We start from the raw sequence: 14680 nt of genomic DNA on the forward strand, positions 1-14680 counted from the left end.
CGGCAGGCGCAGTGGCTGCTGAGGCGGTGCCGACTTCGCTGAACTTGCCCTTGCCGTGCAGTTCGTCGAGCAGTGATTCGAACTCGTGATCGCTGATCAGGTCGCTGCCCGCTGCGGCGGCGGCAGGCTTGGCTGGGGTCGGCGCCGAAGCGATGGCCGAATCCAGTGCGTCCACGGCAAAGTTGCCCTTGCCGTGCAACTGATCGAGCAAAGCCTCGAACTCATCGTCGGTAATATCGGAGTTGTCGCCCGCTGCTTTCGGGGCGGCCGGGGCACTCGGGGGGACGACTGCATCCACGGCGAACTGGCCCTTGCCGTGAAGCTGATCGAGCAGCGACTCGAACTCGGCGTCGGTGATTTCATCGCTGGTGGCGGCATCGGCGGCCGGCGCAGCCGGGGCAGCAGGCGCCGCCGGAGCCTGGGCTTGGGCCTTGACGGCGTTCAGCGAGTCCAGCAGTTGTTCGAATTCGTTATCGGTGATGTCGCCTGATTCCTCGGCGACCGGTTCCTCAACCACTGGCGCGGCTACCGGTGCAGCCTCGTCAGCCGACTGCGGCTCGGCCAGGCGCGACAGCGCGGCGAGCAACTCAGGCGTAGCAGCGGTGATCGGTGAGCGCTCGCGCACTTCACTGAACATACTGTTGACCGCATCCAGCGCTTCGAGCACCACGTCCATCAATTCCGAGTCAACGCGACGCTCACCCTTGCGCAGGATGTCGAACACGTTCTCGGCAATGTGACAGCACTCCACCAGCTCATTGAGCTGGAGGAAGCCGGCGCCTCCTTTTACAGTGTGGAAACCGCGAAAAATTGCATTGAGCAGATCCGCATCATCCGGTCGGCTTTCCAGCTCGACCAGTTGTTCGGAAAGTTGCTCTAGAATCTCGCCGGCCTCAACCAGGAAATCCTGAAGGATCTCTTCATCGGCGCCGAAGCTCATTAATGGCTGCTCCTAAAACAGGGCTAAAACTCAGAATCCAAGGCTGGACAGCAAATCGTCCACATCGTCCTGACCGGACATAACGTCTTCTCTTTTATCGGCATGAATCTGCGGACCTTCACCCTGAGAGAGATGTTTTTGTGGATCTTTTTCAGCAAGTATCGCTTCACGGTCGTGTTCGATGCCTGCAAAGCGGTCGACCTGGCTGGCCATCAACACCAGTTTGAGCAGGTTGCTTTCCACTTCGGTGACCAGTTGGGTTACCCGTTTGATCACCTGGCCGGTCAGGTCTTGATAGTCCTGAGCCAGCAGAATGTCGTTGAGGTTGCTCGCCACAGCACGGTTCTCGGTGCTGCTGCGCGTCAGGAAACCGTCAACCCGACGGGCCAGGTCCCGAAACTCCTCAGCGCCGACTTCACGCCGCATGAAGCGGCCCCAGTCGGTGCTCAAGGCCTGGGCTTCATCGCTCAGGCCATTGACCAGCGGCGTTGCGCTCTCCACCAGGTCCATGGTGCGGTTGGCCGCGGCCTCGGTCAGCTTGACCACATAACCCAGACGCTCGGTCGCATCAGTGATCTGCGAGACCTCCTCGGCCTGCGGCATGTTTGGATCGATCTGAAAATTGACAATCGCGCTGTGCAGTTCACGCGTGAGCTTGCCCACTTCCTGATACAGACCGCGGTCACGGGTCTGGTTGAGCTCATGGATCATTTGAACCGCATCGCCAAAGCGGCCTTTTTCAAGGCTGTCGACCAGTTCGCGGGCATGTTTTTTCAGGGTCGATTCGAAATCACCCATTGAAGATTCGTTATCCATAGCTCCCCCGTGGCGCCGTTAACCGATGCGTTCGAAGATTTTTTCGATCTTCTCTTTCAACGCCTGGGCCGTGAAGGGTTTGACCACGTAGCCGTTCACACCGGCCTGGGCCGCTTCGATGATCTGCTCGCGCTTGGCTTCGGCAGTGACCATCAGCACCGGAAGGTGCTTGAGTTTTTCGTCGGCGCGCACATGGCGCAGCAAGTCGATACCGGTCATGCCGGGCATGTTCCAGTCAGTCACCAGAAAGTCGATGCTTCCGCTGTTGAGAACCGGAATGGCAGTGGTGCCATCGTCGGCCTCGACCGTGTTGGTGAACCCAAGGTCACGCAACAGGTTTTTTATGATCCGCCGCATCGTTGAGAAGTCATCAACGATGAGGATTTTCATGTTCTTGTCCAATTCGACCTCCAAGCAGTCTTAAACGCGCCCAGCACCTGAACGCGCCATTTCAATCATTCCGGCACAACACTCGACAACGGTCTGGAGGACAACGGAGAGAGACTGGCTCAGCGCATACCAGGCCAGACTCGTTCGCAGTGTCCCCACACTGCTGTCAGCGCGCTCGCCACTCCCCCAAACGCCCCCGCAAACGGGCCGCGCACTGGCTGTGTAACTGGCTGACCCGCGATTCGCTGACCCCCAGGACCTCACCGATTTCCTTGAGGTTCAGCTCTTCGTCGTAGTACAGCGCCAAGACCAGTCGCTCACGCTCCGGCAAATTGGCAATCGCATCCGCCAGCGCGCTCTGGAAACGTTCATCTTCCAGGTCACGCGATGGCTCCATGTGAGCACTCGCGCCGTCCTCGTGCAGCCCTTCGTGTTCGCCGTCCTGCAACAGGTCGTCGAAACTGAACAGGCGACTGCCCAAGGTATCGTTCAAAATCCCGTAATAATCGTCGAGACTCAATTGGAGTTCGGCCGCAACCTCATGATCTTTAGCGTCACGCCCGGTTTTAGCTTCAATGGCGCGAATGGCATCACTGACCATGCGGGTATTGCGGTGCACCGAACGCGGTGCCCAGTCGCCCTTGCGGACTTCGTCGAGCATCGCCCCGCGAATGCGAATACCGGCATAGGTCTCAAAGCTGGCGCCCTTGCTCGCGTCGTATTTGTTCGAGACTTCGAGCAGGCCGATCATGCCCGCCTGGATCAAGTCCTCGACCTGGACACTGGCCGGCAACCGCGCCAGCAAGTGATAGGCGATACGCTTGACCAGAGGCGCATAACGCTCAATCAATTCGTACTGGGCGTCCCGTGCCGATTTTTTGTAGAGATGGTTGTAACCGCTGGCTGTCATAGCACGGGCCCTGCTGTTTGTTGCACGAGACGCTCGACGAAAAACTCCAGATGCCCGCGAGGGTTGGCCGGCAATGGCCAGGTATCAACCTTCTGGGCAATAGCCTTGAACGCCAGTGCGCATTTGGAACGGGGGAAAGCTTCATAAACCGCACGTTGCTTCTGGACGGCCTTGCGTACGCTTTCGTCGTAGGGCACTGCGCCGACGTATTGTAGGGCGACGTCCAGGAAGCGATCCGTGACCTTTGTCAACTTGGCGAACAGGTTGCGTCCTTCCTGCGGGCTCTGGGCCATGTTGGCCAGGACGCGGAAGCGGTTCATGCCGTAGTCACGGTTCAGTAATTTGATCAGGGCATAGGCGTCGGTGATGGACGTCGGTTCGTCGCAGACCACCAGCAAGACTTCCTGGGCAGCGCGTACGAAACTGACGACCGAATCACCGATACCGGCAGCGGTGTCGATCACCAGCACATCGAGGTTGTCACCGATGTCGCTGAAGGCCTGGATCAGACCAGCGTGTTGAGCTGGAGTCAGATGAACCATGCTCTGGGTGCCCGAGGCAGCCGGCACGATGCGAATCCCGCCGGGACCCTGCAGTAGCACGTCGCGCAGTTCGCAGCGCCCCTCTATCACGTCCGCCAGCGTGCGCTTGGGAGTGAGCCCCAGCAGCACATCGACGTTCGCCAGGCCCAGGTCGGCGTCCAGCAGCATGACCCGTCGGCCAAGCTCTGCCAGAGCCAGGGACAAGTTCACTGACACGTTAGTCTTGCCGACGCCACCTTTGCCGCCGGTCACCGCGATCACCTGTACGGGATGCATGCTGCCCATGTTCGTTCTTTACCTTGTCTTACTTAGACGGAGGCCACATTACTGGCTGCGCGCTCGCATGAAGGAACAATGCATGGCAGACCATCGATGTAGGTACAAAAAATATTCATGATTACCTCAGCCGACCTGCTTGGTCGGGCTGTGGTAGATGTCAGCGAACATATCAGCCATGGCTTCTTCGCTGGGTTCTTCCTGCATTTGCACACTCACGGCACGACTGACCAGTTGATGACGGCGCGGCAGATGTAAATCATCCGGGATCCGCGGCCCGTCGGTCAGGTAGGCCACCGGTAAATCATGACCGATCGCCAGGCTCAACACCTCGCCCAGGCTTGCCGTTTCGTCCAGCTTAGTCAGGATGCAACCGGCCAGCCCGCAGCGTTTGTAGCTGTGGTATGCGGCGGTTAGAACCTGTTTCTGGCTGGTGGTTGCCAACACGAGATAATTTTTTGACCGGATACCACGCCCGGCCAGGCTTTCAAGCTGCATGCGCAGGGCCGGATCGCTGGCTTGCAGGCCGGCGGTATCAATCAGCACGACGCGCTTGCGCAGCAGCGGCTCCAGCGCCTGGGCCAGGGACTGGCCCGGATCCACATGGGTCACCGACACATTGAGGATCCGACCCAAGGTTTTGAGTTGTTCCTGGGCACCGATACGGAAACTGTCCATGCTCACCAGGGCGATGCTCTGGGCGCCGTACTTGAGTACATAACGCGCCGCGAGCTTGGCCAGGGTGGTGGTCTTGCCCATGCCGGCCGGGCCGACCATGGCAATGACTCCGCCCTCTTCCAGCGGCTCGACTTCCGGGGTGGCGATCATCCGCGCCAGGTGCGCCAGCAACATGCGCCAGGCCTGACGGGGTTCTTCGATATCGTTGATCAGCGCCAGCAGGTCGCGGGACAACGGGCCGGACAAGCCGATGCGTTGCAGGCGACGCCACAGATTAGCCTGGGCCGGACGGTTGCCTTGCAACTGGTTCCAGGCCAGGGAGCCGAGCTGAACTTCCATCAGTTCACGCAGGCTGTTGAGTTCAAAGCGCATCGACTCCAGGGCCCGCGGGTCGACGCCACCGCCTGACGCAGCCTGAACCGGTGCCGGACGACGCGGCTCGGCCTTGGCCTGCTCGACCAGCGGCTCGGCAGCGGTCAACGGCAGTCCGGCGGTCAGTGGCTGGCCGGCGAACAATTGACGATTAGTGCCCGCGCTGGCTTCGCCGTCGGTGCTGCGCAAGCTCAATTCGGCCTGAGCACTGGCGATGCGCGACTGGGTCTTGCGTAGCTCATCCTCGAGTTCCATGTTGGGAACCCGCGGGGCCAGCGCCGACAATTTGTAATCCAGAGCCGCCGTCAGCTCGACACCGCCGGCGATCCGACGGTTGCCGATGATGGCGGCTTCAGCGCCCAGCTCGTCACGAACCAGCTTCATGGCCTGACGCATATCGGCGGCGAAAAAACGCTTCACTTGCATAAACCACTACCTCAGCCGTTGGGCCCTACTGTCGCAACGATGGTCACTTGCTTGTTGTCCGGTATTTCCTGGTACGCCAGCACATGCAGCCCTGGAACCGCGAGGCGCCCGAATCGCGAAAGCATCGCGCGAATCGGACCGGCCACCAGCAGGATCACCGGTTGGCCTTGCATCTCCTGCCGCTGGGCTGCATCGATCAGCGAACGCTGCAGCTTCTCGGCCATGCTTGGCTCCAGCAGAACGCCCTCTTCCGAGCCTTGTCCTGCCTTCTGCAGACTATTGAGCAATATCTGTTCCAACCTTGGCTCCAACGTGATCACAGGCAGCTCCGACTCAGTGCCTACAATGCTTTGGACGATTGCGCGGGATACGCCAACCCGCACCGCAGCCACCAGAGCGGCGGTATCTTGACTCTTGGAAGCGTTGTTGGCGATCGCCTCGGCAATGCTGCGAATGTCGCGCACCGGCACCTGCTCGGCCAACAGCGCCTGCAACACCTTGAGCAATTGCGACAACGAAACCACACCAGGCACCAGCTCTTCGGCCAGCTTTGGCGAGCCTTTGGCCAGCACTTGCAGCAATTGCTGGACTTCTTCGTGGCCGATCAGCTCACTGGAGTGCTTGTACAGAATCTGGTTCAAGTGGGTCGCAACCACGGTACTGGCGTCCACCACGGTATAGCCAAGGGACTGAGCCTGGGCCCGCTGGCTGATTTCGATCCACACCGCTTCCAGGCCAAAAGCCGGATCCTTGGCGGTAATGCCATTGAGCGAACCGTAGACCTGCCCTGGGTTGATCGCCAGTTCACGGTCCGGGTAGATCTCGGCTTCGGCCAGAATCACGCCCATCAGCGTCAAGCGATAGGCACTGGGTGCCAGATCGAGGTTGTCACGAATATGGACGGTGGGCATCAGAAACCCCAGGTCCTGGGACAGCTTCTTGCGCACGCCCTTGATCCGCGCGAGCAACTGACCACCCTGATTGCGGTCCACCAAGGGGATCAGACGGTAACCGACTTCCAGGCCGATCATGTCGATTGGCGTCACGTCGTCCCAGCCCAGCTCCTTGGTTTCCATGGCGCGAGCCGGCGATGGCAGCAGTTCCTGCTGACGCTTGACCTCCTGCAGGGCCTGAACCTTTTGCACGTTCTGCTTCTTCCAGAACAGGTAGGCGCCACCCGCCGCCAATGCGGCCATGCTCAGAAACGAGAAATGCGGCATCCCGGGGACCAGGCCCATCACGGCCATCAGTCCGGCTGCAACGGCCAACGCCTTGGGCGAAGCAAACATCTGCCGGCCGATCTGCTTACCCATGTCTTCGGAGCCGGACGCACGGGTCACCATGATCGCGGCAGCTGTGGATAACAACAGTGATGGCAATTGCGCCACCAAACCGTCACCAATGGTCAACAGCGCGTAAACCTTGCCGGCATCGCCGAAGGTCATACCGTGCTGGAAGATACCGACAGCCATACCGCCGATCAGGTTGATGAAGAGGATCAGCAGACCGGCGATGGCGTCACCGCGCACGAATTTGCTGGCACCGTCCATGGAGCCGTAGAACTCGGCTTCCTGAGCCACTTCCAGGCGACGGGCCTTGGCCTGGCCCTGGTCGATCAGGCCGGCGTTGAGATCAGCGTCGATTGCCATTTGCTTGCCGGGCATTGCATCGAGGGTGAAACGCGCGCTCACCTCGGAAATCCGCCCGGCACCCTTGGTCACCACCACGAAGTTGATGATCATCAAAATGGCGAAGACGACGATACCGACCACGTAGTTTCCGCCAATCACCACCTCACCGAAGGCCTGGATCACCTTACCGGCAGCGGCGTGGCCTTCATGCCCGTGGATCATCACCACCCGGGTGGACGCCACGTTGAGCGCCAGACGCATCAGCGTCGCCACCAGCAGAATGGTCGGGAACACTGCAAAATCCAGTGGCCGCAATGCGTACACACACACCAGCAGTACAACGATGGACAAAGCGATGTTGAACGTGAAGAACACGTCCAGCAGAAACGGTGGCACCGGCAGCATCATCATGGCGAGCATGACCAGCAGCAACAACGGCACGCCCAGATTACCCCGGCTGAGGTCGGCTACGTTGCTGCGTGCGGTGCTGAATAACTGAGAGCGATCCACCAATAATCCCCGTTCCTGTGAAGCAAACTTTTGACGCCCGAAACGGGCGCAGACGGGGTATTGCAAGAAGCCTTCCAACTTTCGTCGGAGGCTGAAATAGAGGCGCTAGCCAAAGCGCTGAATGCAATCGAGTGGGAGCCCGAATCAGGAGTCGCGGCGCAAATCCGGTGGAATCGGCAAATCCTTGAGAGGCTCGGGGCGCTTGCCCTTGCCGGCGCGGTGTTGACGGATCTGATAGACGTAAGCCAGCACCTGAGCCACGGCCAGGTACAGGCCGCCAGGAATTTCCTGGTCGAGTTCGGTGGAGTAGTAAATCGACCGCGCCAAAGCCGGGGATTCAAGCAGCATCACTTCGTTGGCTACGGCGATCTCACGAATTTTCAGCGCCAGGAAATCACTGCCCTTGGCCAGCAACACCGGGGCATTGCCTTTATCGGGGTCATACTTGAGCGCCACGGCATAGTGGGTGGGGTTGGTGATGACCACGTCGGCGTCCGGGATCGCCGCCATCATCCGGCGCTGGGACACTTCACGCTGCAACTGGCGAATCCGTTGTTTGACCTCCGGCTTGCCCTCCTGGTCCTTGTGCTCGTCGCGGATCTCCTGCTTGGTCATCATCAGCTTCTGCTTGCTCTGATACAGCTGGATCGGCACGTCGATGGCGGCAATCAGAATCAAGCCGCAAGCCATCCACAATGTACTCCAGCCCACCAACTGCACGCTGTGGATGATCGCCTGCTCCAAGGGTTCATGGGCGATGCGCAGCAAGTCGTCGATATCAGCCTGCAGTACCGTCAGCGCTACGAACAGGATCAGGAGGAACTTGCCGAGCGCCTTGAGCAGTTCAATCAGCGCCGTGCTGGAAAACATTCGCTTGAGGCCGTTAGCCGGGTTCATCCGACTGAACTTGGGGGCCAGGCTCTTGCCGGCAAACAGCCAGCCTCCGAGGGAGATCGGACCAATAATGGCCGCCAGCAGGAGAAAGATCAGAACCGGTTGCACGGCCAGGATCGCGATCTTGCCGGAGTGCAGCAGGTATTGCCCCATGGCACCGGGACTGAGCAGTACCTCGCGGGGCAGGGAAAAATTCAGGCGCATGATTTCCAGCAGATCCAGGGCCAGCCCGCCGCCATAAATCAATAATCCACCGACCCCGGCCATCGTCACCGCCAGGGTGTTGAGCTCCTTGGAGCGCGCAATCTCACCTTTGTCCCGGGATTCTTTCTTGCGCTTCTCCGTGGGGTCTTCTGTCTTGTCCTGACCACTCTCGCTTTCGGCCATGGTTCAGCGCGCCTGTGCCATATCGCGTAACAGCTGCAGGGCTTGGGTCGCCAACGGCTGGTACTGATTGAGGATATCCCCCAGGCTGATCCAGAAAATCACCAGGCCGAGCACCAGGGTCAGCGGAAAACCAATGGAGAAAATGTTTAACTGCGGCGCCGCCCGAGTCATGACACCAAAGGCAATATTGACCACCAGCAGCGCGGTAATCGCGGGCAATACCAACACCATCGCCGCGCCCAGAACCCAGCCAAGCTTGCCAGCGATGTCCCAGAAATGATTGACCAGCATCGCGCTGCCCACCGGCAATGTGGTGAAGCTCTCAGTCAGCACCTCAAACACCACCAGGTGCCCGTTCATGGCCAGAAACAGCAGGGTCACCAACATCGTCAGAAACTGCCCGATTACCGCACTGTTCACGCCGTTGGTGGGGTCGATCATGGAGGCGAACGCCATGCCCATCTGGATCGAAATGATTTGCCCGGCGACCACAAACGCCTGAAAGAACAGTTGCAGCGAAAAGCCCATCAAGACGCCAATCAGAATCTGCTCGGCCACCAGCATCAACGCACTGAGGTCCAGGGCGTTGACCGGCGGCATAGGTGGCAGCCCCGGCGCGATGACCACCGTGATCGCCAGGGCGAAATACAGCCGTACGCGGGTCGGCACAAGGGTGGTACCAAAGACCGGCATGCTCATCAGCAGCGCGGTAACGCGAAACAGCGGCAGGATAAATGACGCCACCCAGGTACTGATCTGGGTATCCGTCAGTTCGAGCATCGACATCAGGTCAACCGATCAACTGCGGAATACTGCCGTAAAGCTGCAGGATGTATTCCATGAAGGTTTGCACCAGCCAGGGACCGGCGACGATCAACGTCACCAACATCACCAGCAGACGCGGCAGGAAGCTGAGGGTCTGTTCGTTGATCTGGGTCGCGGCCTGGAACATCGCCACCAGCAAGCCCACCAGCAGGCTGGGTATCACCAGCACGGCGACCATCATGGTCGTCAGCCAGAGCGCTTCGCGGAACAGGTCTACCGCTACTTCAGGCGTCATATTCTTGCTACCCGCACAAATGGCCTAAACACCGCCGAAACTGCCCGCCAGGGTGCCGATGATCAGGGCCCAGCCGTCCACGAGCACGAACAGCATGATCTTGAACGGCAGGGAAATGATCAATGGCGACAACATCATCATACCCATGGCCATGAGCACACTGGCGACCACCAGGTCGATGATCAGGAACGGGATGAAAATCATGAAACCAATCTGGAACGCGGTCTTGAGCTCGGACGTTACGAACGCCGGCACCAGGATGGTCAGCGGCGCTTGATCCGGGCTGGCAATGTCAGTGCGCTTGGACAAGCGCATGAACAGTTCCAGGTCGCTGGTGCGGGTCTGGGCCAGCATGAAATCCTTGATCGGCACTTCAGCCTTGGCCACCGCGTCTTGGGCGGTGATGGTTTCCGCCAGGTAGGGTTGCAGCGCATCCTGGTTCACCCGGTCGAAGACTGGTGCCATGATGAACATCGTCAAGAACAGCGCCATGCCGGTCAGAATCTGATTCGACGGCGTCTGCTGCAAGCCCAGGGCCTGGCGCAGGATCGAAAAGACGATAATGATCCGGGTGAAACTGGTCATCAGCATGACAAACGCCGGGATGAAACTCAGCGCGGTCATGATCAGCAGGATCTGCAGGCTGACCGAATACTCCTGAGCCCCTTCGGCGTTGGTGCCCAAGGTAATTGCCGGGATCGACAGCGGATCGGCGGCAAGCACCAACGGCGCGGCCAGCATCAGGACCACCGCCAACAGGATGCGCAACGGCATTACTTTTTATCCTTCTGATCTTTACCCAACAGTTCCATGAGACGCTGGGCAAACTCGGGGGTGGCCTGCTCGGTGGCCGGCACCTGCACCGGCTCCTTGAGAACATGCAATGCAGTGATAGTGCCCGGGCTAAGCCCCAGCAGAATCTGCTCGTTGCCAACCTGAACCAGGACCAGCCGGTCCCGCGGGCCAAGCGCGCGGGAACCGACGATGTCGATGACCTGCCCCTTGCCGGCTGGCCCCGCCTGCTGCACGCGCCGCAGCAACCAGGCCAGGAAAAAGATCAACCCCAGCACCAACAGCAGACCGAGCACCAATTGCGCCAGTTGCCCGGCGATCCCGCTACCTGCCGCCGGTGCAGCAGCTACGGTGGCTACCGGCTCGGCCGCCAGCACACTGAATGGCAGCATCAAGGCTGCGGCGAAGAAACCTTTCACTCAGCGCAGCTTCTTGATGCGTTCGCTCGGACTGATCACGTCCGTCAGGCGAATGCCGAACTTCTCGTTGACCACCACCACTTCGCCATGGGCGATCAACGTGCCGTTGACCAGTACATCCAGCGGCTCGCCAGCCAGGCGATCAAGCTCGATCACCGAGCCCTGGTTAAGCTGCAGCAGGTTGCGGATATTGATATCGGTGCTGCCCACTTCCATGGAAATCGAAACTGGGATGTCGAGAATCACGTCCAGGTTCGGCCCGTCCAGCGTCACCTGTTCGTTGCTTCTAGGCACGCTGCCAAACTCTTCCATCGGCAGGCGGTTGGAGGCGTGAGCGCCAGTGTCGGCCGCCAGCAAAGCGTCAATGTCGGCCTGCCCGGCGTCGCCGGTTTCTTCCAGGGCTGCAGCCCACTCGTCGGCCAGCGCCTGGTCATCCTGGGTGTTCATATCGTCAGCCATCATTTGTCCTCGGCGGGCAAAAATTCAGTTAAAAACGTAAGGGTTCGACACCGCTCAGCGGCGTTCGATCGGCTCGATCACCTGCAACGCCAGGTTGCCTTTGTGAGAGCCCATCTTGACCTTGAAGGCCGGTACACCGTTGGCGCGCATGATCATGTCTTCAGGCATCTCGACAGGAATAATGTCCCCCGGCTGCATATGCAGGATGTCCCGCAGGCGCAGCTGACGCCGGGCAACCGTCGCGCCGATCGGCACGTCGACATCCAGCACATCCTGACGCAAAGCATTGATCCAGCGCTCGTCCTGATCGTCGAGATCCGACTGGAAGCCGGCGTCGAGCATTTCCCGTACCGGCTCGATCATCGAGTACGGCATGGTCACGTGCAGATCGCCACCACCGCCATCGAGCTCGATGTGGAAGGTCGACACCACAATGGCTTCGCTCGGTCCGACGATGTTGGCCATGGCCGGGTTCACTTCCGAGTTGATGTACTCGAAGTTCACTTCCATGATCGCCTGCCAGGCCTCCTTCAGATCGACGAAGGCCTGCTCCAGCACCATGCGCACGACCCGCAGCTCGGTCGGGGTGAATTCACGCCCTTCGATCTTGGCGTGACGACCATCACCGCCAAAGAAGTTGTCCACCAGCTTGAACACCAGTTTGGCGTCAAGGATGAACAGCGCAGTGCCGCGCAACGGTTTGATCTTCACCAGGTTGAGGCTGGTGGGTACATACAGCGAGTGCACGTATTCACCGAACTTCATCACCTGCACGCCACCGACGGCCACATCGGCCGAACGGCGCAGCATGTTGAACATGCTGATGCGGGTGTATCGGGCGAAACGCTCGTTGATCATTTCCAGGGTCGGCATCCGTCCGCGAACGATGCGATCCTGGCTGGTCAGGTCGTAGCTTTTGACGCTGCCCGGCTCAGCAGCGTTTTCGGTCTGCACCAGGCCATCGTCGACACCATGCAACAGCGCGTCGATTTCATCCTGGGACAACAGGTCCTGCACGGCCATGTCGGGTTCCTACTGCAATACGAAGTTAGTGAAGAGCAACTGTTCGATCACCACTTTGCCGAGCTCTTTCTGAGCCACTTCCTGCACGCTGGCCGTGGCTTTCTGACGCAGCATTTCCTGGCCCACGGGCGTGGCCAGGGTGTCGAAATTCTGTCCGGAAAAGAGCATCACCAGGTTATTGCGGATCAGGGGCATGTGCACCCGCAGCGCTTCCAGGTCAGCCTGGTTGCGACCCAACAGGGTGATACTGACCTGCATGTAGCGTTGGCGACCGTTCTGGGTGTAGTTGGCCACGAAAGCAGGCGCCATCGGCTCGAAAATCGCCGGCTGCTTGCCCACCGGCGCGGCTTCGACCGCCACGGCCGGCTTGCTTTGAGCGTTGTGCATGAAATACCAGGTCGCCCCTACGGAGACGCCAATGGCCAGGAGCAAGCCCACCACGATCAAAATGATCAGCTTGATTTTGCCCTTGGTTGCCGGGTCCTTTACAGCTGCTGCTTCGCTCTTCGCCATGCCAATAATCCGTCACTAATCGGGGTTTTCACTGTTGCACGGCAAGGCAGGAGCAAGTGTTATGCCAGAAGTGTTTGGAGAAAGGGATGTGAGATAAATCTTCAGGACGCCATAAACCAATGTGGGAGCGGGCTTGCTCGCGAAGGCGCAGTGTCAGTCGACATCATTGCCAACTGACACACCGCTTTCGCGAGCAAGCCCGCTCCCACAGGGTTTTCAGCGTTTGGTCAGGCGTAGAAATCGACCGCGCTGGTGCCGATCACGCTGGTGGCAGTGGCTGCTACCTCAGCGATGCTGGCTGGCAGGTCTTCCTCTACCGAATCCACCCGCCCGCCGGACGAAGTTGTGCGCCCCGCCTGAGCCTGTTGCTGCGCTTGCTGATCCTGCCCCTGGGAGCCACGGGATTGGTCAGACACGCTGACATCGACCTGGCCCATACCCTGTTGGGCAAAACTGTCGCGCAGGCGATGCATCTGGCCTTCGAGAGCTTCGCGAACGCCGGAATGAGCGCTCATGAACGTCACTTGAGTCTGTTGATCCGGAACCATGTTCACGCGGATATCCAGACGACCGAGTTCGGCCGGCTGCAACTGGATATCAGCCGCCTTGAGGTTGACGCTCGACAGGTACATCACCCGGTTGACCACCTCTTCAGTCCAGCCGCTCTGATTCATCGCGATAGGCTGGTTGACCGGTATCGCATTGGCGGTTTTTGGCGTGGCGGCCTGGGTCAGCGCCGCCAGGCGGTTGGCGAAGTCATCTACGCGAGTATCGCTGGAAGCAGCGGTCAGATCCTTGAGGCCCTCATTGAGCAAGCCGCCAAATGCCTTTTCACCACCCTGGCTGCCGGGGCCGGTACTGTTCTGGTCAGCCTGCACGGTGAGCATGCTTGCCATGCCGGCGGCAAAGGTTTGAGCAGATGTCGATTCAGCGTCGAGCGATGCCGGGGCAGGTGCCTTGGACTGGGCCTGGCTGGCAGCGGAAACATGGCCGCCCTGCTCCATCGCCAGGCGCAAGGCAGGCAATGCATCGAGCGGATCGGCGGCCGGATCGAATTCAGGATCGACCGCCACCGCAGCCTGGGCCACTGTGGCCAATGGAGCGACCGGCGCCGCCACCGCAGCCGCAGCCACGACTTGGGGCGTCGTCGTGACCACCACGGGCACGGGCTCTGCCTCGGTTGCGACAACCGGCGCGATCATATCCGACAGCAACGCGGGATCCACTGCCGGATCGCCAGAAGCCGCGTCCGCGACCGGGGTTTGTGTAGTGTCGGCGCCGTCATCATTGGCCACTTTGTCATCGGCCGTTGACGGTTTGTCGGCGGGCAAGGATTTGCCGCTATCGGCAACCGTCGTCTCGGGGGCGGCAGCCGTTTCGTTGCCGTCGTCTTTTTTGACGGTGCTATCAGAAACTTCGTCGCGCGCCTGTTTAACCGAGGGTTCAGGCGATGTCGATGCTTTGGCGGGGGCTTGGCGGGCGAAGACCTGAGCGAAGCTGGAGGCTTTATTCCCGAACTCAGGGGCCGCTGCCGGTGAATTGACGGCGGCCTGAGGCTTGGCCTGAACGGTGGCCTGAAGCAATGTATTGGGCGTGACGGGCATAAAAAGGTCTCCGCTGCACTGGAATCATAGGTACAGTC

16 protein-coding genes are annotated in these 14680 nt (G+C 59.9%); all 16 read right to left on the reverse strand.

The annotated features are described in order from the left end of the window. Positions 1-940, reverse strand: a 940-nt coding sequence (locus tag HU811_RS03600) for an Hpt domain-containing protein (RefSeq protein WP_186653997.1), incomplete at its 3' end; no start/stop codon positions are given. Between the two features lie 30 nt (positions 941-970). Beyond that, the gene (locus HU811_RS03605) at positions 971-1756 is read right to left on the reverse strand and encodes a protein phosphatase CheZ (RefSeq protein ID WP_092397563.1); all 786 of its coding nucleotides are present in this window, start codon (positions 1754-1756) and stop codon (positions 971-973) included. Between the two features lie 18 nt (positions 1757-1774). Next, a complete protein-coding gene (locus HU811_RS03610) occupies positions 1775-2146 on the reverse strand; it encodes a chemotaxis response regulator CheY (protein WP_003183998.1) in 372 nt (123 codons plus the stop codon). 166 nt (positions 2147-2312) lie between these two features. Beyond that, entirely contained in the window at positions 2313-3056 is a 744-nt protein-coding gene (fliA, locus tag HU811_RS03615; protein ID WP_003184000.1) for an RNA polymerase sigma factor FliA, read from the reverse strand. Next, a complete protein-coding gene (gene fleN / locus HU811_RS03620; protein ID WP_003184001.1) occupies positions 3053-3883 on the reverse strand; it encodes a flagellar synthesis regulator FleN in 831 nt (276 codons plus the stop codon). The genes fliA and fleN overlap by 4 nt, the downstream gene beginning before the upstream one ends. 117 nt (positions 3884-4000) lie before the next feature. Continuing rightward, positions 4001-5350 (reverse strand): flagellar biosynthesis GTPase FlhF, encoded by a 1350-nt coding sequence (gene flhF / locus HU811_RS03625; RefSeq protein ID WP_186653999.1) that lies wholly within the window; start codon positions 5348-5350, stop codon positions 4001-4003. An 11-nt stretch (positions 5351-5361) separates the two neighbouring features. Then, positions 5362-7491 carry a flagellar biosynthesis protein FlhA gene (gene flhA, locus HU811_RS03630; RefSeq protein ID WP_186654002.1) on the reverse strand — a complete coding sequence of 710 codons (2130 nt, stop codon included), beginning with the start codon at positions 7489-7491 and terminating at the stop codon, positions 5362-5364. Between the two features lie 144 nt (positions 7492-7635). Then, positions 7636-8772, reverse strand: coding sequence for a flagellar biosynthesis protein FlhB (gene flhB, locus HU811_RS03635; RefSeq protein WP_186654005.1), 1137 nt, complete (start codon positions 8770-8772; stop codon positions 7636-7638). A gap of 3 nt (positions 8773-8775) precedes the next feature. After that, a complete protein-coding gene (fliR, locus tag HU811_RS03640; protein WP_092458419.1) occupies positions 8776-9558 on the reverse strand; it encodes a flagellar biosynthetic protein FliR in 783 nt (260 codons plus the stop codon). A 4-nt stretch (positions 9559-9562) separates the two neighbouring features. Continuing rightward, positions 9563-9832, reverse strand: coding sequence for a flagellar biosynthesis protein FliQ (gene fliQ / locus HU811_RS03645; RefSeq protein ID WP_047226258.1), 270 nt, complete (start codon positions 9830-9832; stop codon positions 9563-9565). Positions 9833-9856: 24 nt separating this feature from the next. Further along, complete coding sequence (gene fliP / locus HU811_RS03650; RefSeq protein ID WP_047226257.1) at positions 9857-10606, reverse strand: flagellar type III secretion system pore protein FliP; 750 nt, start codon at positions 10604-10606, stop codon at positions 9857-9859. Continuing rightward, positions 10606-11016 (reverse strand): flagellar biosynthetic protein FliO, encoded by a 411-nt coding sequence (gene fliO, locus HU811_RS03655; protein WP_189673976.1) that lies wholly within the window; start codon positions 11014-11016, stop codon positions 10606-10608. The genes fliP and fliO overlap by 1 nt, the downstream gene beginning before the upstream one ends. A gap of 27 nt (positions 11017-11043) precedes the next feature. Next, entirely contained in the window at positions 11044-11502 is a 459-nt protein-coding gene (gene fliN / locus HU811_RS03660; RefSeq protein ID WP_047226255.1) for a flagellar motor switch protein FliN, read from the reverse strand. Between the two features lie 54 nt (positions 11503-11556). After that, positions 11557-12525: a flagellar motor switch protein FliM gene (fliM, locus tag HU811_RS03665; RefSeq protein ID WP_003184019.1), complete on the reverse strand. Its 969-nt coding sequence runs from the start codon at positions 12523-12525 to the stop codon at positions 11557-11559. Between the two features lie 9 nt (positions 12526-12534). Continuing rightward, positions 12535-13038: a flagellar basal body-associated protein FliL gene (gene fliL / locus HU811_RS03670; protein WP_047226254.1), complete on the reverse strand. Its 504-nt coding sequence runs from the start codon at positions 13036-13038 to the stop codon at positions 12535-12537. A 227-nt stretch (positions 13039-13265) separates the two neighbouring features. After that, positions 13266-14642, reverse strand: a complete 1377-nt coding sequence (locus HU811_RS03675; RefSeq protein WP_186654010.1) for a flagellar hook-length control protein FliK — start codon at positions 14640-14642, stop codon at positions 13266-13268. Positions 14643-14680 lie beyond the last annotated feature (38 nt).

It is taken from the genome of Pseudomonas tehranensis (assembly GCF_014268615.1).
Classification (GTDB): domain Bacteria; phylum Pseudomonadota; class Gammaproteobacteria; order Pseudomonadales; family Pseudomonadaceae; genus Aquipseudomonas; species Aquipseudomonas tehranensis.

What these genes read in the sequence shown, in the direction of transcription:
- HU811_RS03605 (WP_092397563.1), bottom strand. Translation starts at nt 1,756, where the DNA reads ATGGATAACGAATCTTCAATGGGTGATTTCGAATCGACCCTGAAAAAA.
- HU811_RS03610 (WP_003183998.1), bottom strand. Translation starts at nt 2,146, where the DNA reads ATGAAAATCCTCATCGTTGATGACTTCTCAACGATGCGGCGGATCATA.
- fliA (WP_003184000.1), bottom strand. Translation starts at nt 3,056, where the DNA reads ATGACAGCCAGCGGTTACAACCATCTCTACAAAAAATCGGCACGGGAC.
- fleN (WP_003184001.1), bottom strand. Translation starts at nt 3,883, where the DNA reads ATGGGCAGCATGCATCCCGTACAGGTGATCGCGGTGACCGGCGGCAAA.
- flhF (WP_186653999.1), bottom strand. Translation starts at nt 5,350, where the DNA reads ATGCAAGTGAAGCGTTTTTTCGCCGCCGATATGCGTCAGGCCATGAAG.
- flhB (WP_186654005.1), bottom strand. Translation starts at nt 8,772, where the DNA reads ATGGCCGAAAGCGAGAGTGGTCAGGACAAGACAGAAGACCCCACGGAG.
- fliR (WP_092458419.1), bottom strand. Translation starts at nt 9,558, where the DNA reads ATGTCGATGCTCGAACTGACGGATACCCAGATCAGTACCTGGGTGGCG.
- fliQ (WP_047226258.1), bottom strand. Translation starts at nt 9,832, where the DNA reads ATGACGCCTGAAGTAGCGGTAGACCTGTTCCGCGAAGCGCTCTGGCTG.
- fliP (WP_047226257.1), bottom strand. Translation starts at nt 10,606, where the DNA reads ATGCCGTTGCGCATCCTGTTGGCGGTGGTCCTGATGCTGGCCGCGCCG.
- fliO (WP_189673976.1), bottom strand. Translation starts at nt 11,016, where the DNA reads ATGCTGCCATTCAGTGTGCTGGCGGCCGAGCCGGTAGCCACCGTAGCT.
- fliN (WP_047226255.1), bottom strand. Translation starts at nt 11,502, where the DNA reads ATGGCTGACGATATGAACACCCAGGATGACCAGGCGCTGGCCGACGAG.
- fliM (WP_003184019.1), bottom strand. Translation starts at nt 12,525, where the DNA reads ATGGCCGTGCAGGACCTGTTGTCCCAGGATGAAATCGACGCGCTGTTG.
- fliL (WP_047226254.1), bottom strand. Translation starts at nt 13,038, where the DNA reads ATGGCGAAGAGCGAAGCAGCAGCTGTAAAGGACCCGGCAACCAAGGGC.
- HU811_RS03675 (WP_186654010.1), bottom strand. Translation starts at nt 14,642, where the DNA reads ATGCCCGTCACGCCCAATACATTGCTTCAGGCCACCGTTCAGGCCAAG.